This is a genomic window from Kitasatospora sp. McL0602 (assembly GCF_052076145.1).
GTDB lineage: Bacteria > Actinomycetota > Actinomycetes > Streptomycetales > Streptomycetaceae > Kitasatospora.
The window spans coordinates 5,166,022-5,189,178 of record NZ_CP197246.1 but is presented as its reverse complement, the minus strand read 5'-3'; the positions used below and the strand labels follow the sequence as shown (position 1 = coordinate 5,189,178).

General features: G+C 71.6%; 18 protein-coding genes. 5 read left to right on the top strand and 13 right to left on the bottom strand.

Features of this window, described 5'->3' with window-relative positions:
* Positions 1-41: 41 nt before the first annotated feature.
* Positions 42-527 (bottom strand): ribose-5-phosphate isomerase, encoded by a 486-nt coding sequence (locus ACR68M_RS23605; protein WP_441246102.1) that lies wholly within the window; start codon positions 525-527, stop codon positions 42-44.
* A gap of 46 nt (positions 528-573) precedes the next feature.
* The gene (locus ACR68M_RS23600) at positions 574-1,173 is read right to left on the bottom strand and encodes a biotin transporter BioY (RefSeq protein ID WP_441246101.1); all 600 of its coding nucleotides are present in this window, start codon (positions 1,171-1,173) and stop codon (positions 574-576) included.
* Positions 1,174-1,453: 280 nt separating this feature from the next.
* On the opposite strand from ACR68M_RS23600, the gene ACR68M_RS23595 reads away from it, so the two are divergent.
* On the top strand, positions 1,454-2,875 hold the full coding sequence (locus tag ACR68M_RS23595) for an amino acid permease (protein ID WP_441246100.1): 1,422 nt from the start codon (positions 1,454-1,456) through the stop codon (positions 2,873-2,875).
* A gap of 122 nt (positions 2,876-2,997) precedes the next feature.
* Here the strand turns inward: ACR68M_RS23595 and ACR68M_RS23590 are convergent, their stop codons facing one another.
* Complete coding sequence (locus ACR68M_RS23590; protein WP_441246099.1) at positions 2,998-3,633, bottom strand: mycothiol-dependent nitroreductase Rv2466c family protein; 636 nt, start codon at positions 3,631-3,633, stop codon at positions 2,998-3,000.
* A 195-nt stretch (positions 3,634-3,828) separates the two neighbouring features.
* Between ACR68M_RS23590 and pepN the strand changes: the two genes are divergently transcribed.
* Positions 3,829-6,387 (top strand): aminopeptidase N, encoded by a 2,559-nt coding sequence (pepN, locus tag ACR68M_RS23585; protein ID WP_441246098.1) that lies wholly within the window; start codon positions 3,829-3,831, stop codon positions 6,385-6,387.
* Positions 6,388-6,432: 45 nt separating this feature from the next.
* Here the strand turns inward: pepN and ACR68M_RS23580 are convergent, their stop codons facing one another.
* The 3 genes from ACR68M_RS23580 to acnA all read right to left on the bottom strand — a co-directional run bounded on the left by ACR68M_RS23580 (position 6,433) and on the right by acnA (position 11,266).
* The gene (locus tag ACR68M_RS23580; RefSeq protein ID WP_441246097.1) at positions 6,433-7,773 is read right to left on the bottom strand and encodes a glycoside hydrolase family 18 protein; all 1,341 of its coding nucleotides are present in this window, start codon (positions 7,771-7,773) and stop codon (positions 6,433-6,435) included.
* Between the two features lie 139 nt (positions 7,774-7,912).
* Positions 7,913-8,536: a maleylpyruvate isomerase family mycothiol-dependent enzyme gene (locus ACR68M_RS23575; RefSeq protein WP_441246096.1), complete on the bottom strand. Its 624-nt coding sequence runs from the start codon at positions 8,534-8,536 to the stop codon at positions 7,913-7,915.
* Between the two features lie 84 nt (positions 8,537-8,620).
* A complete protein-coding gene (gene acnA, locus ACR68M_RS23570) occupies positions 8,621-11,266 on the bottom strand; it encodes an aconitate hydratase AcnA (RefSeq protein ID WP_441246095.1) in 2,646 nt (881 codons plus the stop codon).
* Positions 11,267-11,577: 311 nt separating this feature from the next.
* Here acnA and ACR68M_RS23565 point away from each other — a divergent pair, with 311 nt between their 5' ends.
* Positions 11,578-12,012 carry a type II toxin-antitoxin system VapC family toxin gene (locus tag ACR68M_RS23565; RefSeq protein ID WP_441246094.1) on the top strand — a complete coding sequence of 145 codons (435 nt, stop codon included), beginning with the start codon at positions 11,578-11,580 and terminating at the stop codon, positions 12,010-12,012.
* A gap of 84 nt (positions 12,013-12,096) precedes the next feature.
* On the top strand, positions 12,097-12,624 hold the full coding sequence (locus tag ACR68M_RS23560) for a superoxide dismutase family protein (RefSeq protein WP_441246093.1): 528 nt from the start codon (positions 12,097-12,099) through the stop codon (positions 12,622-12,624).
* 43 nt (positions 12,625-12,667) lie between these two features.
* On the opposite strand, the gene argF is transcribed toward ACR68M_RS23560, so the two are convergent.
* The 3 genes from argF to ACR68M_RS23545 form a co-directional block, all read right to left on the bottom strand.
* On the bottom strand, positions 12,668-13,669 hold the full coding sequence (argF, locus tag ACR68M_RS23555; protein ID WP_441246092.1) for an ornithine carbamoyltransferase: 1,002 nt from the start codon (positions 13,667-13,669) through the stop codon (positions 12,668-12,670).
* Between the two features lie 110 nt (positions 13,670-13,779).
* Positions 13,780-16,398, bottom strand: coding sequence for a polynucleotide kinase-phosphatase (locus tag ACR68M_RS23550; RefSeq protein WP_441246091.1), 2,619 nt, complete (start codon positions 16,396-16,398; stop codon positions 13,780-13,782).
* Positions 16,395-17,999 (bottom strand): 3' terminal RNA ribose 2'-O-methyltransferase Hen1, encoded by a 1,605-nt coding sequence (locus tag ACR68M_RS23545; protein WP_441246090.1) that lies wholly within the window; start codon positions 17,997-17,999, stop codon positions 16,395-16,397. Before ACR68M_RS23545 ends, ACR68M_RS23550 begins: the two co-directional genes overlap by 4 nt.
* 116 nt (positions 18,000-18,115) lie before the next feature.
* Here ACR68M_RS23545 and dapD point away from each other — a divergent pair, with 116 nt between their 5' ends.
* A complete protein-coding gene (gene dapD, locus ACR68M_RS23540; protein WP_441246089.1) occupies positions 18,116-19,105 on the top strand; it encodes a 2,3,4,5-tetrahydropyridine-2,6-dicarboxylate N-succinyltransferase in 990 nt (329 codons plus the stop codon).
* A gap of 234 nt (positions 19,106-19,339) precedes the next feature.
* Here the strand turns inward: dapD and ACR68M_RS23535 are convergent, their stop codons facing one another.
* From ACR68M_RS23535 to ACR68M_RS23520, 4 genes are all read right to left on the bottom strand, one after another.
* A complete protein-coding gene (locus tag ACR68M_RS23535) occupies positions 19,340-20,260 on the bottom strand; it encodes a DUF6099 family protein (RefSeq protein WP_441246088.1) in 921 nt (306 codons plus the stop codon).
* A gap of 191 nt (positions 20,261-20,451) precedes the next feature.
* Complete coding sequence (locus ACR68M_RS23530; protein ID WP_441251695.1) at positions 20,452-20,787, bottom strand: nucleotide pyrophosphohydrolase; 336 nt, start codon at positions 20,785-20,787, stop codon at positions 20,452-20,454.
* Positions 20,788-20,915: 128 nt separating this feature from the next.
* On the bottom strand, positions 20,916-22,175 hold the full coding sequence (locus tag ACR68M_RS23525) for an AAA family ATPase (RefSeq protein ID WP_441246087.1): 1,260 nt from the start codon (positions 22,173-22,175) through the stop codon (positions 20,916-20,918).
* Between the two features lie 119 nt (positions 22,176-22,294).
* A complete protein-coding gene (locus ACR68M_RS23520) occupies positions 22,295-23,122 on the bottom strand; it encodes a putative RNA methyltransferase (protein ID WP_441246086.1) in 828 nt (275 codons plus the stop codon).
* Positions 23,123-23,157 lie beyond the last annotated feature (35 nt).

The following is a 23,157-nucleotide window of genomic DNA, read 5'->3' as shown; positions in this document are numbered from 1 at the left end:
GCACTGCCCAGGGGCGCGGGGCGCCCCTGGGAGGTGAACGGTCAGCCCTGGGGGTGGTGGGCCGGGATCGGGGGCAGTTCGCCGGTGGTCTCGTAGTCGCTGAGCATCTCGATCCGGCGGGTGTGCCGCTCGGCGCCGCTGTACGGGGTGTTGAGGAAGATCTCGACGAACTTCGTCGCCTCCGCCTCGGTGTGCATCCGGCCGCCGACGCTGATCACGTTGGCGTTGTTGTGCTCGCGGCCGAGCGAGGCCGTCTGCTCGCTCCAGGCGAGGGCGGCCCGGACACCCTTGACCTTGTTCGCGGCGATCGCCTCGCCGTTGCCCGAGCCACCGATCACGACGCCCAGCGCCTCCGGGTCGGCGGCGGTGCGCTCAGCGGCACGCAGGCAGAACGGCGGGTAGTCGTCCTCCGCGTCGTAGATGTGCGGCCCGCAGTCGACCGGCTCGTGGCCGGCCTCCTTCAGCCACTGGACGAGGTGGTTCTTGAGGTCGTATCCGGCATGGTCGGAACCCAGGTACACGCGCATGGGTACGAGTGTGGCATGCGCGTGCACCCGCCTGTCGGACGACCCCTCAGCGGCGCGCGAGCAGCTTCCAGGCCAGCGGCAGGGCGCCCGTCGCGAGCACCACCTTGAGTCCGTCGCCCACCAGGTAGGGGTAGAGCCCGAGTTCGGCGGCGCGGGCGAGCGGGACGTGCAGCGCGAGGGCCAGGTACGGGACGCCGACGGCGTAGATCGTCAGGTTGCCGAGCACCATCGCGACGGCCGTCCGCAGCGGGCTGCGGTCGGCGCCGCGCCGGGCCAGCGCACCGGTCAGGGCCGCCGCCAGCACGAAGCCGAGCACGTACCCGAGGCTCGGCATCGCCCAGCCGGAGCTGCCCGCCGCGAACCACGGCATGCCCGCCATCCCGGCCAGCAGGTAGAGGCCGAGCGAGGCGACGCCCCGGCGGGTGCCGAGGGCGGTGCCGACCAGCAGAGCGGCGAAGGTCTGGCCGGTCACGGGCACCGGCGAGCCGGGGACGTTGACGGAGAGCTGCGCGGCGAGGCCGGTGAGCGCCGCACCGCCGCCAACCAGGGCGAGTTCGCGGGCCTGGGCGCCGAGCCGGGTGGCGGCGCGGGGCAGCAGATCGGCGAGGACCGGGGTGGTGGCGGGTACGGCGGTGGCGGTGGCCATGAGGGGCTCCAGATCGGTGACGGCTCCAACTGATCACTCCGGTGATCAGTTGTGAACCTACGTGGTGGGACGCACCCGCACGACGTCGTCCCCGACAAAGCGTCAGGGCCCGCGCTTGTCGGATATCGACTGAATATGTTCATTCAGGTGAGAATCTGACTACGTCTAGTCACGACTTCGTCCGTATACCGATCCCCTGCCGAAGTGCCTTGGCACGGCCCACGGCCATGCCGAATATTGGGGAGACCCGCCCGCTATCCGTACAGTCTGGACCCCACCCATGCAGACTCCCTCTCCCCAGCCGACGCTGGAGCCCCTGGACCAGGCGTCCGGCTCCGGAGCACCGGGCGGGCAGCTCACCCACGGGCTGAAGCAGCGTCACCTCTCGATGATCGCCCTCGGCGGCGTGATCGGCGCCGGGCTCTTCGTCGGCTCCGGCGCGGGCATCGCCGCCGCCGGGCCGTCCATCGTGCTGGCCTTCGCCGCCTCCGGGCTGCTGGTCATGCTGGTGATGCGGATGCTCGGCGAGATGTCGGCGGCCCGACCGGCCAGCGGCTCGTTCTCGGTGCACGCCGAGCGGGAGATAGGCCCCTGGGCCGGGCTGACGGTGGGGTGGATGTTCTGGACACTGCTCTGCGTCGGTGTCGGCGCCGAGGCGATCGGCGCCTCCCACGTGATGGCCGCCTGGTTCCCCGGGGTGGCGTCGTGGGTCTGGGTCGCCCTCTTCATGACCTTCTTCGCCGGCACGAACCTGGCCGCCGTGAAGAACTTCGGCGAGTTCGAGTTCTGGTTCGCCGCCGTGAAGATCACCGCCATCGCGGCCTTCCTGGTGATCTGCGTGCTCGCCATCCTCGGCGTGCTGCCGGGCACCTCCGCCCCCGGCGCCGCCAACCTGACCGGCCAGGGCGGCTTCTTCCCCAAGGGCTCCGCCGGTCTCGTCACCGGCCTGCTCGCCTCGGTCTTCGCCTACGGCGGCCTGGAGACGGTGACGATCGCCGCCGCCGAGTCGGAGGACCCGCGCCGCAGTGTCGCGGGCGCCGTCCGCACCGCGATGTGGCGGATCGCCCTCTTCTACGTCGGCTCGATGGCCGTCATCGTGACGCTCGTCCCGTGGAACGACCCGGCCGTCGTCAAGGACGGCCCGTACGTCGCCGTCCTGAACAGCATCGGCATCCCCGGCGCGGGCCAGGTGATGAACGTCGTGGTGCTGATCGCCCTGCTCTCGGCGATGAACGCCAACATCTACGGCTCCTCGCGGATGGCGTACTCGCTCGTCCAGCGCGGCCAGGGCCCGCGCGCCCTCGGGCGGGTCAGCGGCGGTGTCCCCCGGCTCGCCGTGCTGGCCTCCTCGGCCTTCGGCTTCGCCGCCGTCCTGCTCAGCTACTGGTGGCCGACCACCGTCTTCAGCTGGTTGCTCAACATGGTCGGCGCCGCCGTCCTGGTGGTCTGGGCCTTCATCGCGGTGGCGCAGCTGCGGATGCGGCGGCGGCTGGAGCGCGAGGCACCCGACCAGCTGACCGTCCGGATGTGGCTCTACCCGTACCTGACCTGGGTCGCGCTGGCCGCGACCCTCGGGGTGCTGGCACTGATGACGATGGACGCCGACAACCGGGTGCAGCTGTACTTCACGGCGGGGCTCGCCGCGGTCCTCTCCGCCATCGGCCTGGTCAAGCAGCGCCGCACTCAGCCTTCTGCACTCTGAGGAACCACCACAGGGGCGCGGGGCCCCTCTTGATTAACTGCGTGCGCGCGCAACCGTGCACCTTCGTGGGTGCTTGGTCGCGCAGTTCCCCGCGCCCCTGGAGGCTCGCCAGTGGCGCGAAGTTACTCGAAGGACGGGCCGGCGGTGCGGCTGCGCTTGATCTCGTAGAAGCCCGGGGTGCCGGCGACGAGCAGGGTGCCGTCCCAGAGGCGGGCGGCGGCCTCGCCGCGCGGGGTCGGGGTGACGACCGGGCCGAAGAAGGCGATGCGGCCGCCGTCGGGGCCGTCGACCGCGATGACGGGGGTGCCGACGTCCTGGCCGACGAGGGTGATGCCCTCGCTGTGCGAGGCGCGCAGGGCCTCGTCGTACGCGTCGGTGTCGGCGGCGTCGGCCAGCTCGGCCGGGAGGCCCGCGGCGACCAGCGCGGCCTCGATCGTCGCCCGCTCGTTGGGCAGCGCCTGGTTGTGGAAGCGGGTGCCGAGCTCGGTGTAGAGCGGGCCGAGCACCTTCTCACCGTGCGCCTGGGCGGCGGCGATCAGCACCCGGACGGGGCCCCACGCCTTCTTCATGCCCTCGCGGTACTGCTCGGGCAGGTTCTCGTTGTGCTCGTTCAGCACGGCCAGGCTCATCACGTGCCAACGAGTGTCCACCGGGCGGAGCTTCTCGACCTCGAGCATCCAACGGGAGGTCATCCACGCCCAGGGGCAGATCGGGTCGAACCAGAAGTCGGCGATCTTGCGGGAGTCTGCGGTCGTCACTGACGGCGTCCTTCGGTCGGGTTGCGGGTGCCTGCCATCGGGACCCAACAGCAGCCGCCCGCCCCGCATTCCGGCCGCCCGGTACGGGGTGTGGAGCCGGTGCAATGGTACGGAAGCGAGTGCGTGAAAGGATGCCCTCCGGGAAGACCTCCCAGCGCCAACACAGCGTGCGAGCCGGACAAAGGAGTACCGCCCGTGCCGGGTAAGAACCTGAGCCGCGAGGAAGCCCAGCAGCGGGCCGACATCCTCACCGTGGACAGCTACCACGTCCACCTCGACGTGGCCTCCGCCGTCGACCCGGCCGTGGCCACCTTCAAGTCGACCACCACGGTGGCCTTCGACTGCACCGCCCCCGGCTCGGCGACGTTCGTCGACCTGCTGGCGCCGGCCGTCCGGTCCGTCAGCCTGAACGGCCGCGAGCTCGACCCGGCGGTGGTCTTCGACGGCGCCCGCGTCGCGCTCGACGGCCTGGCCGAGCGGAACCTGCTGGTGATCGAGGCGGACTGCGCGTACAGCCGCACCGGCGAGGGCCTGCACCGCTTCGTCGACCCGGCCGACGGCGAGACCTACCTCTACACCCACTTCGAGCCGGCCGACGCCCGCCGGGTCTTCGCGACCCTGGAGCAGCCCGACCTGAAGGCGCCGTTCACCTTCACCGTCACCGCCCCGGCCGCCTGGGACGTCTACGCCAACGGCGTCCACGAGAACATCACCGCCGAGGGCGACACCCGGGTCTGGCAGTTCGCGCCGACCCGGCCGATCTCCACCTACCTCACCGCAGTGGTGGCCGGCCCGTACCACGTCGTGCGCGACCACTACAGCCGCAAGCTGACCGACGGCAGCACGCTGGAGATCCCGCTCGCCGCGACCTGCCGCAAGTCGCTGGCCCCCTACTTCGACGCGGACGAGATCCTCACCGTCACCAAGCAGGGCCTGGACTTCTTCCACGACGAGTTCGACTACCCGTACCCGTTCGGCAAGTACGACCAGTGCTTCGTCCCGGAGTACAACATCGGCGCGATGGAGAACCCGGGCTGCGTCACCTTCCGCGAGGAGTTCGTCTTCCGCTCCAAGGTCACCGAGGCCGCGTACGAGGGCCGCGCCAACGTCATCCTGCACGAGATGGCGCACATGTGGTTCGGCGACCTCGTCACCATGAAGTGGTGGGACGACCTCTGGCTGAAGGAGTCCTTCGCCGACTTCATGGGGTCGTTCTCGCAGATCGAGGCCACCAAGTACCAGGCCGCCTGGATCACCTTCGCCAACCGGCGCAAGGCGTGGGCCTACCGGCAGGACCAGTTCCCCACCACCCACCCGATCACGGCCGACATCCGCGATCTGGAGGACGCCAAGCTCAACTTCGACGGCATCACCTACGCCAAGGGCGCGTCGGTGCTGAAGCAGCTCGTCGCCTACGTCGGACGGGACGCGTTCTTCGAGGGCGCCCGGCAGTACTTCAAGCGGCACGCCTTCGGCAACACCGTGCTCGGTGACCTGCTGGAGGCCCTGGAGGAGACCAGCGGCCGCGACCTGACGGCCTGGGCGGCGGCCTGGCTGCAGACCTCCGGCGTCAACCTGCTCACCCCCGAGATCTCCACCGACTCCGAGGGCCGGATCACCGAGTTCGCCGTCGCCCAGGACGGCGGCACCCTGCGGCCGCACCGCCTCGCGATCGGCTGCTACGACCGGGCCGAGGACGGCACGCTGGTGCGCACCCAGCGCGTCGAGCTGGACGTCACCGGTGCCCGCACGGTCGTCACCGAGCTGGCCGGGCGGCCGCGCCCGGCGCTGGTGCTGCTCAACGACGACGACCTGACGTACTGCAAGATCCGCTTCGACGACCACTCGCTGGCGACCCTCCGCAGCTCGCTCGGCTCCATCGCCGATCCACTGGCGCGCGCGCTGTCGTGGTCCGCCATCTGGAACCTCACCCGGGACGGCGTGATGCCCGCCCGCGACTACATCGACCTGGTGCTGCGCTTCGCCGGGACGGAGTCGGAGATCGGCGTGCTCCAGTCGCTGCACCAGCAGTCCAAGGGGGCGCTCGACCTCTACGCCGCGCCCGAGTGGCAGGCCGAGGGCGCGCGGATGCTCGCCGAGGGCGTCCTGCGCGAGCTGCGCGCCGCCGAGCCGGGCAGCGACCACCAGCTCGCCTGGGCCCGCTTCCTCACCCACACCGTCGGCACCGAGCACCTCCAGCTAGTCCGTGGCCTGCTCGCGGGCACGGCGCGGATCGACGGGCTGGAGATCGACCAGGAGCTGCGCTGGGAGCTCTGGCTCGCCCTGGCCTCCGCCGGTGAGGCCGAGGAGGCGGAGCTGCGCGCCGAGCTGGAGCGCGACAACACCGCCAGCGGCAAGCAGCACCTGACGCACTGCCTCGCCGCCCGGCCCACCCCGGAGGCCAAGGCCGCCGCCTGGTCGGCCGTGGTCGACTCCGACGCGCTGCCCAACGCGCTGGTCGAGGCCAACATCGCCGGCTTCGCCCAGGCCGGTCAGCGCGGGCTGACGGCCGGCTACCTGACGCCGTACTTCGAGCTGCTGGAGTCCGTCTGGGCGCAGCGCAGCATCGAGATCGCGATGCGGATCGTCGGCGGCTTCTTCCCGAGGCTCCAGACCACCGAAGCCACGCTGGCCGCCGCCGACGCCTGGCTGACCGGCCACCCGCAGGCCGCCCCGGCGCTGCGGCGGCTCGTCCTGGAGGGCCGCGACGACCTGGCGCGTGCGCTCAAGGCGCAGGCCTGCGACCGCGGTTGACGCATCGAGCGGGGCGCAGGGCACTGCTCTGCGCCCCGCTCACTGTCAGCCCTCCAGCCCCTTGTCCAGTGCGGACACCAGCGAGCCCTGCGCGTCGTCGTTGTCCAGTGCCCAGGCCATCACGCCCCCGAGCCCGTTCCAACTCGCGTACCGCGCCTTGCGGGTGAGCAGCTCGGGGGTGTCGTACGACCAGAACTCGGTGCCGTCGTACTTCCAGGTCGCGCCGTGCAGCCAGTCGTAGTGCACGGTGCCGGGCAGGTCCTTGAGCTGGTTGTACGGCAGGTTCCCGCCCCGGGCCGGGCCGGTCGAGGTCTGGTACAGGCCGTACTTGCTCCCGGCCGGGACGCCCGTCCAGCCGTAGCCGTAGAACGGCACGCCGAGCACCGCCTTGCGGGGCGGCAGGCCACGGTCGAGGTAGTGCTGCACGACCCGGTCGGCACTGTAACTGCGGTTGTCCGCAGCGGTGTCGGCGCTGTCGGAGTAGAGGTTGGCGTTGTGGTCGGTCGCCGTCTCCCAGGTGCCGTGCAGGTCGTACGTCATCAGGTTGAGCCAGTCGACGGCCTTGGCGACCTTGGGGATCTCCAGCCGGTCGGCCTTGGTCTCGTTGGCAGGGACGGCGGCGGTGAGCAGGTAGTGCTTCCCGCCCTTCCCCTCCTTGCCGCCCACGGCGCCCAGGGTGTCCAGTTGGCGGCGGAACTCCTGCATCAGCAGCGTGTAGTTGCGGCCGTCCTCGGGGCGCACGACGTTGCCGGGGTCGCCGCCCCCTCCCGGGTACTCCCAGTCGATGTCGATCCCGTCGAACACCCCGGCCGCCGCGCCCGGCGCGACGCCCGGCAGATTGCCCTTCAGGTAGAGGTCGAGGCAGGAGGAGACGAACTTGCGGCGCGAGGCGTCGGTGGCGGCCGCGTCGGAGAAGTACTTGGACCAGCTCCAACCACCCAGCGAGATCACCGCCTTGAGCTGCGGGTTGACCGCCTTGAGCTTGCGCAGCTGGTTGAAGTTGCCCTTCACGGGCTGTGCGTCGGCGTCGGCCGTGCCGTCCACCGACTCGTCGGCGCCGACCGGGCGCTGGTAGTCGGCCCAGGCGTCGCCGACCCCGGCGGCGTTGGCCTCGAAGCAGGTGCCGTCCGAAGAGACGTTGCCGAAGGCGTAGTTGAGGACGGTGAGCTTGCCGGCCTGCCCGGAGGTCTGCACCTTCTTGGCGGAGAACCCGCTGTAGATGCCCCACTGGGTGAAGTACCCGACCCGCTGCCCCTGGAGGCCGTGGTGCTGGGCGGCGGCGGCATCGGCAGCCTGGGCGGTCGCAGGGGCGGCCAGAAGGGCCGCCAGCGTGGCGGCAGCGAGCAGTGCAGAGGTACGGCTGGGTGTACGGCTGGGTGTACGCATACGAGAAGACCCGTGGCTCTCTCTGAGGCAGCGTCAAAGTCGACCTGGAATGGTCCAGACCAAGCTGATCAGAGGTTTAGTCCATTGGAGCCCGACTGCACAAGAGCCGTGCGCCGACGGGCATTCAAGAGCGCGCTCCCTACATCCGCGCGGTGAGCGAGGGCAGCCCCTCGCCCGAGAGTTCGGCGAGGCCCACCCGGCGGCCGGTCACCGCCAGCAGCAGGGGCAGCATCGGGCCGCTGACCTCCGGCCCGTCGCCCGCCCGCCAGTCGGTGTCCGTCGCCCGCAGGGTCAGCCCGGCGGCCCGGCGCTTGCCTCCGATCAGCAGGTTGGAGCGGCGGTAGAAGTCGGCGCAGCGGGTCAACGCCGCCATCGGGTAGTCGTGGGCGATGCCCAGCGGGCGGCGGATGTCCTCGGCGTGCACCACCGTCTCGCCCAGCCAGCTGTCGTCCGGGCCGGGCGGGTGGCTGACGGAGTCCAGCTGCTCCGCGAAGGCGTCCAGGGTCTGCTGCGTCGTGCCGCCGGTCAGCTCGGCGATCTCGCGGGCCGTCATCACCTCGAACCGGAAGCCGGCCCTGGCCATCCGCGAGAAGAAGCCCGGCGGGGTCATCCGCGCCGTCGCCGCCATGTGCGCGAGCGTGTCGCGCACCGTGCGCCCCGCGCAGAGCGACGGCGTCCGCCACTGCTCGGCGGAGAGCTCCGCGACATCGGCGAGCAGAGCGCGCCGCTCACTGTGGATCATCGACCACGGGTCCGGCTTCATACCTCCGTGGTAGCACGAAGACGGCCGGGCCGCCCCTCCCCGCCGTGGGGGTGGGACGGCCCGGCCGCCGTACTACTCGCGCACTCAGCCGATCAGGCTGCGCAGCACGTACTGCAGGATGCCGCCGTTGCGGTAGTAGTCCGCCTCGCCGGGGGTGTCGATGCGCACCTTCGCGTCGAAGGTGACGTCGCCTGCGGTGACCTTGACGGTCTGCGGGATGCCGCCCTCGTTGAGCGCGACGACGCCGGAGATCGAGAAGGTCTCCTCGCCGGTCAGGCCCAGCGAGTCGGCCGTCTGGCCCTCGGGGAACTGCAGCGGCAGAACGCCCATGCCGATCAGGTTCGAGCGGTGGATGCGCTCGTACGACTCGGCGACGACGGCCTTGACGCCGAGCAGCGCGGTGCCCTTGGCGGCCCAGTCACGGGACGAGCCGGAGCCGTACTCCTTGCCCGCCAGGATGACCAGCGGGGTGCCGGCGGCCTGGTAGTTCTGCGCGGCGTCGTAGATGAACGACACCGGCGCGTCGGCCTGGGTGAAGTCGCGGGTGTAGCCGCCCTCGGTGCCCGGCGCGATCTGGTTGCGCAGGCGGATGTTGGCGAAGGTGCCGCGGATCATCACCTCGTGGTTGCCACGGCGGGAACCGTACGAGTTGAAGTCGCGCTTCTCGACACCGTGCTCGGTGAGGTACTGCGCGGCCGGGGTGCCCGGCTTGATGTTGCCGGCCGGGGAGATGTGGTCGGTGGTGACCGAGTCGCCCAGCTTGGCGAGCACGCGGGCACCGGCGATGTCGGTCACCGGGCTCGGGGTCTTCGCCATGCCCTCGAAGTACGGGGGCTTGCGGACGTAGGTGGACTCGGCGTCCCACTCGAAGGTGTTGCCGGTCGGGATGGGCAGCGACTGCCAGCGGTGGTCACCGGCGAAGACGTCCGCGTAGTCCTTGGCGAACATGTCCTGGTCGATGGAGGCCGCGACGGTCTCCTCGATCTCCAGCTCCGACGGCCAGATGTCGGCGAGGAAGACGTCGTTGCCGTCCGCGTCCTTGCCGAGCGAGTCACGGGTGATGTCGACGTTCATCGAGCCCGCGATGGCGTAGGCGACCACCAGCGGCGGCGAGGCCAGGTAGTTCATCTTGACGTCGGGGTTGATCCGGCCCTCGAAGTTGCGGTTGCCGGACAGCACCGAGACGACGGCGAGGTCGGCGTCGTTGACGGCCTTGGAGACCTCCTCGGGCAGCGGGCCCGAGTTGCCGATGCAGGTGACACAGCCGTAGCCGACCAGGTTGAAGCCCAGCTTCTCCATGTAGGGGAGCAGGCCGGCCTTCTCGTAGTAGTCCATGACGACCTTGGACCCGGGGGCCAGGGTGGTCTTGACCCAGGGCTTGACGTGCAGGCCCTTCTCCACGGCCTTCTTCGCCAGCAGGGCGGCGCCCAGCATGACGGAGGGGTTGGAGGTGTTGGTGCAGGAGGTGATCGAGGCGATCACGACCGCGCCGTTGTCGATCTCGTACGTGCTGCCGTCGGGGGCGGTGACGGCGGTCGGCTTGCTGGCCTCGGCGGAGTACGTCGGCAGCGCCTCGGCGAAGCGGGTCGCGGCCTCGGCGAGGATCACGCGGTCCTGCGGGCGCTTCGGGCCGGCGATCGACGGGACGACGGTGGAGACGTCCAGCTCGAGGTACTCGGAGTAGACCGGCTCGACCGACGGGTCGTGCCAGAGGCCCTGCTCCTTGGCGTACGCCTCGACCAGCGCGAGCTGCTGCTCGCTGCGGCCGGTGAGCTTGAGGTAATTGATGGTCTCGACGTCGATCGGGAAGATCGCACAGGTCGAGCCGAACTCCGGCGACATGTTGCCGATGGTGGCGCGGTTCGCCAGCGGGATGGCGGTGACGCCGGCGCCGTAGAACTCGACGAACTTGCCGACCACACCGTGCTTGCGCAGCATCTCGGTGATGGTGAGGACCAGGTCGGTCGCGGTGGCGCCGGCCGGGAGCTCGCCGCTCAGCTTGAAGCCGACGACGCGCGGGATGAGCATCGAGACCGGCTGGCCGAGCATCGCGGCCTCGGCCTCGATGCCGCCGACGCCCCAGCCCAGCACGCCCAGGCCGTTGACCATGGTGGTGTGCGAGTCGGTGCCGACACAGGTGTCGGGGTACGCCTGGCCGCCGCGGACCATGATGGTGCGGGCCAGGTGCTCGATGTTGACCTGGTGGACGATGCCGGTGCCCGGGGGGACGACCTTGAACTCGTCGAACGCGGTCTGGCCCCAGCGCAGGAACTGGTAGCGCTCCTTGTTACGGCCGTACTCGATCTCGACGTTCTGGGTGAACGCGTCCTTGGTGCCGAACTTGTCGGCGATGACCGAGTGGTCGATGACCAGCTCGGCGGGGGCCAGCGGGTTGATCTTCGCCGGGTCGCCGCCCAGCTCCTTGACGGCCTCACGCATGGTGGCGAGGTCGACGACGCAGGGCACACCGGTGAAGTCCTGCATGATCACGCGGGCCGGCGTGAACTGGATCTCCTCGCTCGGCTCGGCCGTGGCGTCCCAGGCACCCAGGGCGCTGATGTGGGCGGCGGTGATGTTCGCGCCGTCCTCCGTGCGGAGCAGGTTCTCCAGCAGCACCTTGAGGCTGTACGGCAGCCGCTCGGAACCCTCGACGGCGGAGAGCTTGAAGATCTCGTACGACTCGTCGCCCACCTGCAGCGAGCTGCGGGCGTCGAAGCTGTTCGCGGACACGACTGACTCCTTCTAGGTGCTTCGTGCTGGGCACTGGACGCGGACGCTTCACGCGGGCGCGATGGTAAGGTAAGCCTTAGCTAATCTCGCACCTGAACCGTGAGCGTGCGTCTCTCGGCAAGTATCTTGACGTCAAGATAAACCATAGCGCGGAGTTATCTCGATGTCGAGATAAACCATAGTGCATGCACATGTGAGTGTGGCGTCAGGCATGCCCCGGTATCCGGGCCGCCGTCCGCTCTCTGTCAGCTCCTCCCCCGCTACGGTGGGCACGCCCTGCCCGCCCCACTCCTGCCGCCCCGGAGCCGCCCATGATCGTCGTCGATGCCTCCGCCCTGGTGCTCTCGCTCGCGGACGGCGGCGCCCGAGGCGACGCGGCGCGGGCCGCCCTGGCGGCGGACGAGGACTGGGCCGCCCCGGAGCACCTGCTGATCGAGGTCATGCAGTCCCTGCGCGGGCGCTACCTGGCAAAGGAGAACACGGCCGAGCAGGTCGCGGCCGTGGCGGCCCAGCTGCCCGGCCTCCCCTTCCGGAAGGTCGAACTGGCGCCCCTGCTCGGCCGGATCTGGGAGCTCAAGGACAACCTGACCCCGGACGACGCCGCCTACGTCGCGGTCGCCGAACTGCTCGGGGCCCCCCTGATCACCGCCGACCTGCGGCTGATGCGGGCCAGCGGGCCCCGCTGCGAGATCCGCGGCATCGGCGCCGCCCGGCGGCCGGCTCCTCCGGCCGACTCGTCCGGGTGACTTCCCGGCAGGTCGGCATACGGGTGCGCGGACGGGCGGTCACCGTGGGCTGAGTTGCCCGTCCCACCCGAAAGGCCCGTACCGATGGCTCTGCTGCCCGCCGCCCTGCTGCCGCTCGCGTTGCTGCCGTCCGTCGCCTCGCCCTGGACGGTGGTCGAGGCGGACTTCGACCCGGCCTCGGCCTTCGTGCCCCCGGCGGCGATCAGCTACGCCCCCGATCTGGTGCCCTACGGCTCGCACGTCCACGTCACCGTGCTCCGGTCGGAGGGCCGCACCACCGTCGAGGTGGAACTGACGGGCGTGGCGGCCGGGCGCACCTTCCCCGCGCACGCCCACACCGGGCGGTGCGGCGCCGAGGCGGCCGCCTCGGGCCCGCACTACCAGGACCAGGTCGACCCGGTGCAGCCCTCCACCGACCCGGCGTACGCCAACGACCGCAACGAACTGCGGATGGCCGTCCGGACCGACGACCAGGGCGCGGGCACGGCCACGGCCGAGGTGCCCTGGAGCTTCCGGCCCGGCGAGGCCCGCTCGATCGTGCTGCACGCGGGCACCCCGGCCGGGGCCCACGGCCCGGCCGACCGGGTGGCCTGCGTGGACGTGGACCTCTGAGACCGCTGAGACCGCTGAGACCGCTGAAGCCGCCCGCCGCCGGTCAGGAGCCGAGCGTCGCGACCAGGACGGCCTTGATGGTGTGCAGGCGGTTCTCCGCCTGGTCGAAGACGACGGAGTGGCTGGACTCGAAGACCTCGTCGGTGACCTCCAGCTCCGACATCCCGGTCGTCTCGTACATCTGACGGCCGATCGCGGTGCCGAGGTCGTGGAAGGCCGGGAGGCAGTGCAGGAACTTCACGGCCGGGTTGCCCGTCGCCCGGAGGGTGTCCATCGAGATCTGGTACGGCTTCAGCAGCGCGATCCGCTCGGCCCAGACCTCCTTGGGCTCGCCCATCGAGACCCAGACGTCGGTGTAGAGGAAGTCGGCGCCGGCCACCCCCGCCGCAACGTCCTCGGTCAGGGTGATCCGGGCGCCGGTCGTGGCGGCGAGCTGCTCGGCCGCCTTCTGCACGTCGGCGGTGGGCCACAGCTGCTTGGGCGCGACGATCCGGACGTCCATGCCGAGCAGAGCGCCGGTGACGAGCAGTGAGTTGCCGGTGTTGCAGCGGGCGTCCCCGAGGTAGGCCAGGGTCACTTCGGAGAGCGGCTTGACGCTGTGCTCCTGGATGGTCAGGACGTCGGCGAGCATCTGGGTCGGGTGCCACTCGTCGGTGAGCCCGTTCCAGACCGGGACGCCGGCGTGGGCCGCCAGCTCCTCCACGACCTCCTGCCCGTGGCCCCGGTACTCGATCCCGTCGAACATTCGCCCGAGCACCCGGGCGGTGTCCTTGATCGACTCCTTGTGACCCATCTGCGAACCCGACGGGTCCAGGTAGGTGGTGCCGGCGCCCTGGTCGTGGGCGGCCACCTCGAAGGCGCACCGGGTGCGGGTGGAGGTCTTCTCGAAGATCAGGGCGATGTTCTTGCCGCGCAGGCGCGGCTGCTCCGTCCCGGCATACTTGGCGGCCTTCAGCTGCGCGGAGAGGCTCAGCAGGAAGCGGAACTCCTGCGGAGTGAAGTCGAGCTCCTTGAGGAAGTGCCTGTTCCGGAGGTTGAACGCCATACCGGGCTCCTGGGATGAGAGGGGGCGGGACGGGATACCGAGACGGGAAGTGTATACGATGCTCGGAATTTGTATGCAGAAATCCCTCTCCCCCCAGGAGCCCGGGGCGTTCAGAGCCGTGGATCCACCGGCTCCGACTCCAGTGCCAGCACCGCGAAGACGGCCTCGTGCACCCGCCAGAGCGGCTCGTTCGCGGCCAGTCTGTCCAGCGCCTCCAGGCCGAGCGCGTACTCACGCAGGGCGAGCGACCGCTTGTGGCCGAGGAAGCGCTGGCGCAGCTGGTCCAGGTACCGCGTGTAGTCGGGACCGTAGATGATCCGCAGGTACTCCCGGCCCCGGACCTTGATGCCGGGCTGGATCAGGCCACCCGGCCCGCCCCTGCCCTCGGTGCGGGCGAGAGAGCTGAGCGGCTTGACCACCATGCCCTCTCCGCCCGCCGTGGTCAGGCCCTCCCACCAGGCGACACCGGCGGCCGTCGACTCCTCGTCGGCGGTGTCGACGAGCAGACGGCCGGTCGAGCGCAGGATCGGGGCCTGCGGATCGTCCGCGTCGACCAGCCGGTCGATCCAGGCGAGGTGCTCGTCGTGCGGGCGCACGGCGAGGTTGGCCCCCTCGGCCGCCAGCACCTGGAAGGGCGCCAGCCGGATGCCCGACAGGCCCTCGGTCGGCCAGCAGTACCGCCGGTAGGCAGCGGTGAACGCCTCGGCGTCCGCCGCGCGCTGCCGCTGGCGAGCCGTCAGCTCACCGAGCTCCAGGCCCCGCCCGGCCGCCTGCTCCAGCGCGGCCAGGACCACCGGCAGCGCCGAGCCCGCCGCCGCGCCGACGGCCGCGTACTGACGGCGCAGCAGCTCGACGGCCTTGAGCGACCACGGCATCAGCTCGGCGTCGAGCAGCAGCCAGCCCGTGGCGAGCTCCTCGAACAGCCCGGCCCGCTCGGCGGCGGCCCGGACCCGCTCCAGCACCGCGTCGGTCAGCTCCTCGTCACTGAGGAAGGCCCGGCCCGTCCTGGTCCAGATCGCGCCGGGGCCCTCGACCCCGAACCGCTTCTCCAGCGCGGCGCCGTCCCGCGCGACCAGCACGACCGCGCGGGAGCCCATGTGCTTCTCCTCGCAGACGACGTGCCGCACGCCGTCCTCCCGGTAGGCGGCGAACGCCTCCTCCGGGTGTTCCAGGTAGCCCTCGCGACGGGAGGTCGCGCTCGGGGCCATCGTCGGCGGCAGGTAGGTGAGCAGCCTCGGGTCCAGCGCGAAGCGGCTCATCACCTCCAGCGCGGCAGCCGCGTTCTCCTCCCGGACGGAGACCCGGCCGTGCAGCGCGGTCTCGACGATCCGCCGCCCGGAGACGTCCGCCAGGTCGAGCGGGCGGCCCTCCCGCCCGCCGGGCGCGTCGGTGTGCAGCGGGCGGATCGGCGCGTACCACTCCTGCTCGGCCTCGACGGCGACCAGCTCGCGCTCGGGGTAGCGCAGGGCGGTCAGGCTGCCGCCGAAGACGCAGCCGGTGTCGAGGCAGATGGTGTTGTTGACGAAGCTCGCGGTCGGCACGGGGGTGTGGCCGTAGACCACCAGCGCCCGGCCCCGGTACTCCTCCGCCCACGGGTAGCGCACGGGCAGGCCGTACTCGTCGGTCTCACCGGTGGTGTCGCCGTAGAGGGCGTGCGAGCGCACCCGGCCGGAGGCGCGGCCGTGGTACTTCTCCGGCAGACCGGCGTGGCAGACCACCAGGTTGCCGCCGTCGAGCAGGTAGTGGCTGACCAGGTCGCGGATGAACGTCCGGACCTGGGCGCGGAACTCCTCGCTCTCCCCCGCCAGCTGGTCCAGCGTCTCCTGGAGGCCGTGCGAGACGGTGACCTTGCGGCCGTCCATCCAGCGGCCGAGCTTGTTCTCGTGGTTTCCGGGCACGCAGACGGCGTGACCGGCGGCGACCATCCCCATCACCAGGCGCAGCACACCCGGGCTGTCCGGGCCACGGTCGACCAGGTCACCGACGAAGACGGCGGTACGGCCCTGCGGGTGGACGGCGTCGACCGGGCGGCCCTGCTCGTCCCGGCCGAGGGTGTAGCCGAGGCGGGTTAGCAGGGTCTCGAGCTCGGAGCGGCAGCCGTGGATGTCACCGATCACGTCGAACGGGCCGGTGAGGTGACGCAGGTCGTTGAAGCGCTTCTCCAGCACGATCTCGGCGGCGGCCACCTCGGCCTCGCCCCGCAGGACGTGCACCTTGCGGAAGCCCTCCCGCTCCAGCCCCTTGAGCGAACGGCGCAGCTCGCGCTGCTGACGCGGGATCACGTGCGGCGGCAGCTGCCGGTCCGGCCGGTGCCGGTTGCGCTCGGCGCAGACGGCGGGCGGGATGTCGAGCACGATCGCGATCGGCAGCACGTCGTGCTCCCGGGCGATCTTCACCAGCTGCCTGCGCGCCTCCGGCTGGACGTTGGTGGCGTCCACCACCGTCAGCCGGCCGGCCGCGAGCCGCTTGCCGACGATGTAGTGCAGCACCTCGAACGCCTCGGCCGAGGCCGACTGGTCGTTCTCGTCGTCGGCGACCAGACCACGGCAGAAGTCGGACGAGACCACCTGGGTCGGCCGGAAGTGCGTCCGGGCGAAGCTGGACTTGCCCGCGCCCGTGGTGCCGATCAGGACGACCAGCGAGACGTCGGTGACGGGGAGGCGGCGGGTGGGCGGCGCGTCCTGCGCCGGGGTCGCATCAGTGTCGGTGTCAGTGTCAGCGTCGGTCATCGGGGCACGCTCCCTTCGGTGGTGGTGGTCTCGGTGGTGGTGTCTGCGTTGGTGTCTGCGTTGGTGCCGGTGGCTGCCCGGAACAGGGCGAGCTGGGTCGGCGCGCCGACCTCCTCGTCGTACGGGCCGACGGGGCGGACGGTGACGGTGTAGCCGAACGTCCGGCCGACCCGCTCCGCCCAGGCCAGGAACTGCGCCCTGTCCCACTCGAAGCGGTGGTCGGAGTGCCGGACGTGCCCGGCCGGGAGGCTCTCCCAGCGGACGTTGTACTCGACGTTGGGTGTGGTCACGACCACCGCCGCCGGGCGGGCGACGCCGAAGACCGCGTACTCCAGAGCGGGCAGTCGTGGCAGGTCGAGGTGCTCGATCACCTCGGAGAGCACTGCGGCGTCGTAGCCCTTCAGCCGGGTGTCGGTGTACGTGAGCGCGCCCTGGACGAGCTTGACCCGAGCGGCCTGTCGCTCCGTCATCCGGTCGAGGCGCAGCTTTCGGGCGGCCGTCGTCAGGGCCCTGACGGAGACGTCCACTCCGAGCACCTCGGTGACCCGGGTCTCCTTGAGCAGGGCCGCGACGAGCTCACCCTGCCCACAGCCGAGATCCAGGACACGGGCGGCACCGGTCTCGGCCAACGCCGCGAGAATCGCCCGGCGGCGCTGGACGGCAAGCGTCGGCGGCTTCTCGTCCGAACCCTGCCCGTCCGAAGCCTGTGCCTCCTCCGCCTCCGTCTCCTCCCCGCTCTCGTCGGTCACGGCGTTGTCGATCTCCTCGGCCTCGCGGTCGTCGGCCTCGGCGAGCCGGGCCAGTTCGAGGCGCGCCATCGCCGTCCGGGCGAGCGACCAGCGGCGGGCCAGGTAGCGGCGGGTGATGAGGGCCAGCTCCTGGTGTCCGCCCAACCAGCCCTCACCTGCGGCGAGCAGCTTGTCCACCTCGTCCGGCGCGACCCAGTAGTGCTTCGAGTCGTCCAGCACCGGGAGCAGCACGTAGAGCTGCTGGAGCGCCTCGGCCAGCCGGACCGTCCCCGTGAGCTCCACCCGGACGTACCGGGAGTCGCCCCACTCGGGGAAGGAGTCGTCCAGCGGGACGGACTCCGCGTCCACCCGCCAGCCGAGCGGCTCGAACAGCCGCCGCACCAGGGCGGCCGGCCCACTGCCGGACTGCCCCTCGGCGCCCTCCCCCGCCGCCTTGACGGGCACGGCGGGCAACGAGATCCGCAGCGGCAGCGGCTGCTCGGCCAGGCCGGGCCTGGTCTCGCAGACGCCCTTCATCGCCGTCCGGTACACCGTCCGCAGCGCCACCGCGAGCAGCGAGGACGCGGCGTACGGGCGGTCGTTGACGTACTGGGCGAGCGCGCCAGCAGCATTCCCGTTGGCGGGGGAGCCGCCACGGCCCTTGCCCCGCCCCCGCCGCACCAGCGCCACGGGGTCGATGTCCAGCAGCAGGGCTGCCGTGCAGACCGCCTCGGTCGCCTCGGGGTAGAAGACGTGGGCCTCGCCGTGGGAGGTGGCGAACCGCTGCACCTTGTCGGGGTGCTTGTGGAGCAGAAAGCCCAGGTCAGTGGCTGGGCGTTCGGCCGTACCTGTGGTGGAGATCGAGATGAACACCCGTCCGAGTATTGCCCAGGGTCGCTCTCCGTGACACCGGGTTTTGTCCTGCCGGCCCGTGTCCGCACGGTGGGCGTGTTCGGCAACGGGGCCCGGGATTCGTTAACGTGCACGATGTGACTGCTGATACCTCCACCCTCGCAAACGGCGCTGCCGCCTCCGGTCTGGCGACCATCGCTGCCGACGGCACCGTCCTCGACACCTGGTACCCCGCACCGCAGCTGGCTACGGCCCCCGGCCCGGCCGGCACCGTGCGGCTGAACGCCGCCGAGGCCGAGGCCGAGCTCGGTCCGGGCGCCTCCGAGGCCCTCCGCGCCGACGCACGCCGGGGCGTCGAGGTCGTCGCGGTGCGCACCACGATCTCCTCCCTGGACGAGAAGCCGCTCGACGCGCACGACGCGTACCTGCGCCTGCACCTGCTGAGTCACCGTCTGGTGAAGCCGCACGGGCAGAACCTGGACGGCCTCTTCGGCCTGCTCGCCAACGTCGCCTGGACGAGCATCGGCCCGGTGCCGGTCGAGAAGGTCGAGCAGGCCCGCCTCGCCGTCCGTGCCCAGGGCGGCCAGCTGGCCGTCTACGGGATCGACAAGTTCCCCCGCATGACGGACTACGTCGCCCCCTGCGGCGTCCGGATCGCGCACGCGGACCGGGTGCGGCTCGGTGCCCACCTCGCGGTCGGCACGACCGTCATGCACGAGGGCTTCGTCAACTTCAACGCCGGCACCCTGGGCACCTCGATGGTCGAGGGCCGGATCAGTGCGGGCGTCGTCGTCGGCGACAGCAGCGACATCGGTGGCGGCGCCTCGATCATGGGCACCCTCTCCGGCGGCGGCAAGCAGGTCGTCTCCGTCGGCGAGCGCTGCCTGCTCGGCGCGAACGCGGGCATCGGCATCTCGCTGGGCAACGACTGCGTGGTCGAGGCCGGCCTCTACGTCACCGCGGGCACCCGGGTGACCACCCCGGACGGCAAGATCGCCAAGGCGGTCGAGCTCTCCGGGCAGGACAACCTCCTCTTCCGCCGGAACTCGCAGAGCGGCGCCGTCGAGGTCATCGCCCGGTCCGGCTCGTGGGGCGGCCTCAACGCTGAGCTGCACGCGCACAACTGACCTCCGCTCTCCCCCGACCCCCGGCCGTCGCACCGACGGCCGGGGGTTTCGGCTCTCCCGGGCTCGCGCGCTAGCCGAGCCCTCCGGTGTGTCGCAAACCCGGTGTCACTCCTGGGGCTGACCAGCGACGGGGGTTGGACCTCTACGAGTGGTCCTCCGTGACCGCCACCGGGACGGTTCGTTGCACCGACGGGGCCGCTGGCCGGGCGTCCGCCCGGTCTCTGTCCTGACAACTCACACCGCGCTACCGAGCTGGAGGGGCCCCCTCATGTCCGAGCCCTGGTCCGAGACACCCGTCACACCACCGCCCACGGCGTCCGCAGGTGCGCCCAAGAGCCTGTTGGAACAGATGCAGGAACTGCTCAACTCCGTCAACGCCGACCTGGCCGGCCTCGACGCCGACCTGCAGTCGTCCGGCACCCGGACCCCGGAGGACAAGGAACCGGCCGACCGCTCCACCGGCTCGGCCACGCCGGGCTGGTAGGCCCGCCCCGCGACCGGCGGACGCAGCGGCACCAGCAGTATCGGTACGCCACTCAGCGGCGCGTCGGCCTCGGCCTCCTGATCGGCCCCCGGCCCGGACCTCACACGGTCCGGGCCCGGCCGCGCGGAGTCGACGTCCAGGCAAGCCAGGATGTCCACGTCCGCGTCGTCCGAGGGCTCACGACGGATCGTCCGGAGCAGCTCCGCGACCAGGTCCTTGCACTCCGACCCGGCATCCACACCGTCGATGCAGCGCCAGTAGAGGCTCTCCCCCTCCGCCCCGCAGGCCAGCACCACCAGGGTCTCGGCGACGTCATGGAGCAGACGCCCGAGCTCCTCCAGCACCGGCTCCAGCTCGCCGAGTTCTCCGAGCCGCCCGGCCCGGCCCGCGCCCGTCCAGTCGGCGCGGCTCCAATCCGGCTCCTCGCCACCGTCGCCCACCCCCGAACCGGCGGGCAGCGACGGTTGGTCCATGGAGCCCACGGCGTGCGCCCCCGCATCACAGAGGAGCTGCCCGAGGGCGCTGATCTCCCCGTTCTCCGACTCGGCGATCCGGGCCCCGATCGTCTCGGTGAGCATCCCGGCCTGCCAGGCCTCGGTCAGCACGTCCGGCACACTCCTGGCCTCGGCCAGGGCATGCCGGGCCGTCTTGATCAGTCGCAGCGCTTCCATGGCTCGCCGCTCCCTTCGCTCACGTCGGGCCGCCGTCTCCGGCGGTCGTTCACGGCGTAAGCGTGCTGCGAAGCAAGGCTGCGCGCAGCAACCCGTCAGATCCTGTGGACAACCCACCCCTGTGGATAACTCATGTCCCCCACACGGACGAACAAGCAGCCCTCCGTTGGGCCGATCGAGTGACGCAGCACTCAGCCTGCGTCCCCACCCGCCCCGCGCCCCGGCACCGGGAACCGGAGCTCGTTGCGCTCGATCTTCGCTGCCAGCGCCGCCGCCGGGTCGACCCCGACCGACGTGCAGAACTGCAACAGGTACGCCAGCACGTCCGCGACCTCGTCCCGCACCCGGTGCGCGTTCTCCGAGTCGTCCATCACGGCCGCCGCCTGCTCGGGCGTGAGCCACTGGAAGATCTCCAGCAGCTCCCCCGCCTCGACGCTCAACGCCGCCGCCAGGTTCTTCGGCACGTGGAACTGCTGCCACTCCCGCGCGGCCGCGAACTCCGTCAACCGCCGCTGCAACTCCGTCAACGACGGCGCGCCACCCGGCACCGACCCAGCGTCCAGCCCCGCGTCCGACCCCACACCTGCCCCCGCATCCGTCCCTCGATCGTTCACGCCCCAAGATCTACCGCACCGCAGCAGCTCCCCGCCACGGTTCAGTCGGACGCCCCCGCCGACTGCGCCGGCACCCGGGGCGTCTCCGGCCGCAGCACGCTGTGCCCGGTGGCCGAGTCACGCCGGCACTCGATCAGCTCCACGCCGCCCGCCTCCCGGGCCGCGCCCGGGTCCTGCAGCGCGCCCAGCAGTCGGACGTCCTCGCGGTCGCACACCTCCCGGGCGACCCGCAGCAGCGCGGCGGTCTGCTCCGCCGCGAGCCCCGCGCCCAGGTCCTCCGCGAGCACGGTGAGCTGACGGTGCGCCGAGGGGATGTCCCCGGCCGGGTCGACGTCCAGCACGCCCGCGCCGGTGAGCAGCACGGCGGCGAAGGCGAGCAGCCGGAGCATGCCGTCCGAGGCCTGGTCGGCGCCCGTCCGGCCGAGGACGCCCTCGTCGAAGACGGCGAGCAACCGCTGTTGCGCCTCGGGGCCGCGCCGGGCGACGTCCAGGCCGAGCAGCGGGTGCGGCGCCGCCGCCTGGACGGCTTTGAGCAGCCGCCCGTACCGCCGGGTGCACTCGCTCTTCAGCCGGGCCAGCACGGCGGAGATGTTGGCGGCGCTGCCGAGCAGCCGGGCGTCCGGGTCGGGCTTGGCCCAGTCCCGCATCTGTGCGGGCACGGGGTGCAGCGGGAAGACCTCGCGCAGCGCGGTGAGCAGGTGCTCGCCGGCCGCGAGCACCATCCGCTCGCCGGGTGACGACCCGGCGACCCGCAGCGGGATCTGACTGGTGATCAGGGTGCTGTTCGGGAAGGGCGCCCTGATGTCGCCCTGCCGGGTGTCGTTGTGCCAGGTGACGTTGATCTTGCCGTTCGCCACGTCCTGCTCGCCGGTCTCGATCAGCGTCCGCCCGTCGCAGGTCAGCCACTCTCGGGCGACCCGTACCGGGCCGTCCGTCCGCACCACGAGTTCGAGCCGGATCGGCCCGGCGGCGGAGCGCACCGTACAGCCGAGGATGATCGCGTTGCGGCCGTGCGGCACGCACCCCGCCAGCCCTCCCCGGACGGGCGTCGCCAGTGGCCCCGAGCTGCCGCCGACGCCGTCCAGCGACGGGCCGATCGGCTCGCCGAGCGCGAGCCGGGAGAGCACCGCCAGCGAGTCCAGCGCGTTCGACTTCCCCACGCCCGACGGGCCGTACAGCACCGTCAGCGGGGAGAGCGGCAGGGTCGTCCTCCGGTACGACTTGAAGGAGGTGAGCCGGAGCTCCTCGACGGTGGGGCGAAGGACGGGACGGACGGCGGACTTGAGAGCTTCGCTGGTCACTCGGGGGACCTTAGCCTCCGTCGGAGGAGGCGAAACGTGCCTGCTCGGGAGGTTCATCACAACGAGTAGACCGCCCGACGGACCGCCCGCCTGACGGCCCGACGGGCTGCCGAAACGCTTCAGCAGTAGGTCGCGACCTGCACCGACCCGGTCACCTCGACCGGCTCCGGCAGCTCGGCGAGCGTCGCCGTGAGCCGGTCGGCGTCGGTGTGCCAGGCGTTCGGGCCCATCGCGACGACGGCTGCGGCGTCCGCCCGGGAGAGGCTCAGCCGGAACTCGACCTCGACCCGGTCCGTCCGGGTCAGCCAGGGGCTGAGCTTCTCGTCGATCCGCCGTTCCTTGTCCTCGTCGACCGAGAGCAGGCCCAGGGCCGCGACCAGCTCCCGCAGGTGCCGCGAGGTCGGCGAGACGAGCAGCAGCCGCCCGCCGGGGCGCAGCACCCGGCGGATCTCGGGGCCGTTGCGCGGCGCGAAGACGTTGAGCAGCAGATCGGCGCAGCCGTCGCGCAGCGGCAGCCGACGCCAGGCGTCGCACACCACGGCGCCGATCCTCGGGTGCGCCTTGGCCGCCCGGCGCAGCGCGTACTTGGAGATGTCGAGCGCGGCCCCGGCGCCGCCCGTCCGGGCCAGCACCTGGGCCAGGTAGTACCCGGTACCGGCCCCGAGGTCGGCGACCAGCCCGTCGTCCCCGAGGGGCGTCCCGGCCGCCGCCGCAAGGGCGTCCGCGATCGGGCGGTAGTGCCCGGCGGCGAGGAAGTCGCTGCGGGCGGCCACCATGTCGGCGGTGTCGCCGGTGCCCGTGTGCGCGTCACCGGCGAGCAGGCTCACGTAGCCCTGCTTGGCCTGGTCGAAGCTGTGGCCCGCCGCGCAGCGCAGCGTGCGCCCGTCGAGGGTGAGCCCCTGTGCACAGTGCGGGCAGGCCAGGTAGCGCTCGATGTCCTGCAGCAACGTCCGTCGTTCCTCGCGTGGGGGTGTGGGCCCCC

What these genes read in the sequence shown, in the direction of transcription:
- ACR68M_RS23605 (WP_441246102.1), bottom strand. Translation starts at nt 527, where the DNA reads ATGCGCGTGTACCTGGGTTCCGACCATGCCGGATACGACCTCAAGAAC.
- ACR68M_RS23600 (WP_441246101.1), bottom strand. Translation starts at nt 1,173, where the DNA reads ATGGCCACCGCCACCGCCGTACCCGCCACCACCCCGGTCCTCGCCGAT.
- ACR68M_RS23595 (WP_441246100.1), top strand. Translation starts at nt 1,454, where the DNA reads ATGCAGACTCCCTCTCCCCAGCCGACGCTGGAGCCCCTGGACCAGGCG.
- ACR68M_RS23580 (WP_441246097.1), bottom strand. Translation starts at nt 7,773, where the DNA reads ATGCGTACACCCAGCCGTACACCCAGCCGTACCTCTGCACTGCTCGCT.
- ACR68M_RS23575 (WP_441246096.1), bottom strand. Translation starts at nt 8,536, where the DNA reads ATGAAGCCGGACCCGTGGTCGATGATCCACAGTGAGCGGCGCGCTCTG.
- ACR68M_RS23565 (WP_441246094.1), top strand. Translation starts at nt 11,578, where the DNA reads ATGATCGTCGTCGATGCCTCCGCCCTGGTGCTCTCGCTCGCGGACGGC.
- ACR68M_RS23560 (WP_441246093.1), top strand. Translation starts at nt 12,097, where the DNA reads ATGGCTCTGCTGCCCGCCGCCCTGCTGCCGCTCGCGTTGCTGCCGTCC.
- argF (WP_441246092.1), bottom strand. Translation starts at nt 13,669, where the DNA reads ATGGCGTTCAACCTCCGGAACAGGCACTTCCTCAAGGAGCTCGACTTC.
- ACR68M_RS23550 (WP_441246091.1), bottom strand. Translation starts at nt 16,398, where the DNA reads ATGACCGACGCTGACACTGACACCGACACTGATGCGACCCCGGCGCAG.
- ACR68M_RS23535 (WP_441246088.1), bottom strand. Translation starts at nt 20,260, where the DNA reads ATGGAAGCGCTGCGACTGATCAAGACGGCCCGGCATGCCCTGGCCGAG.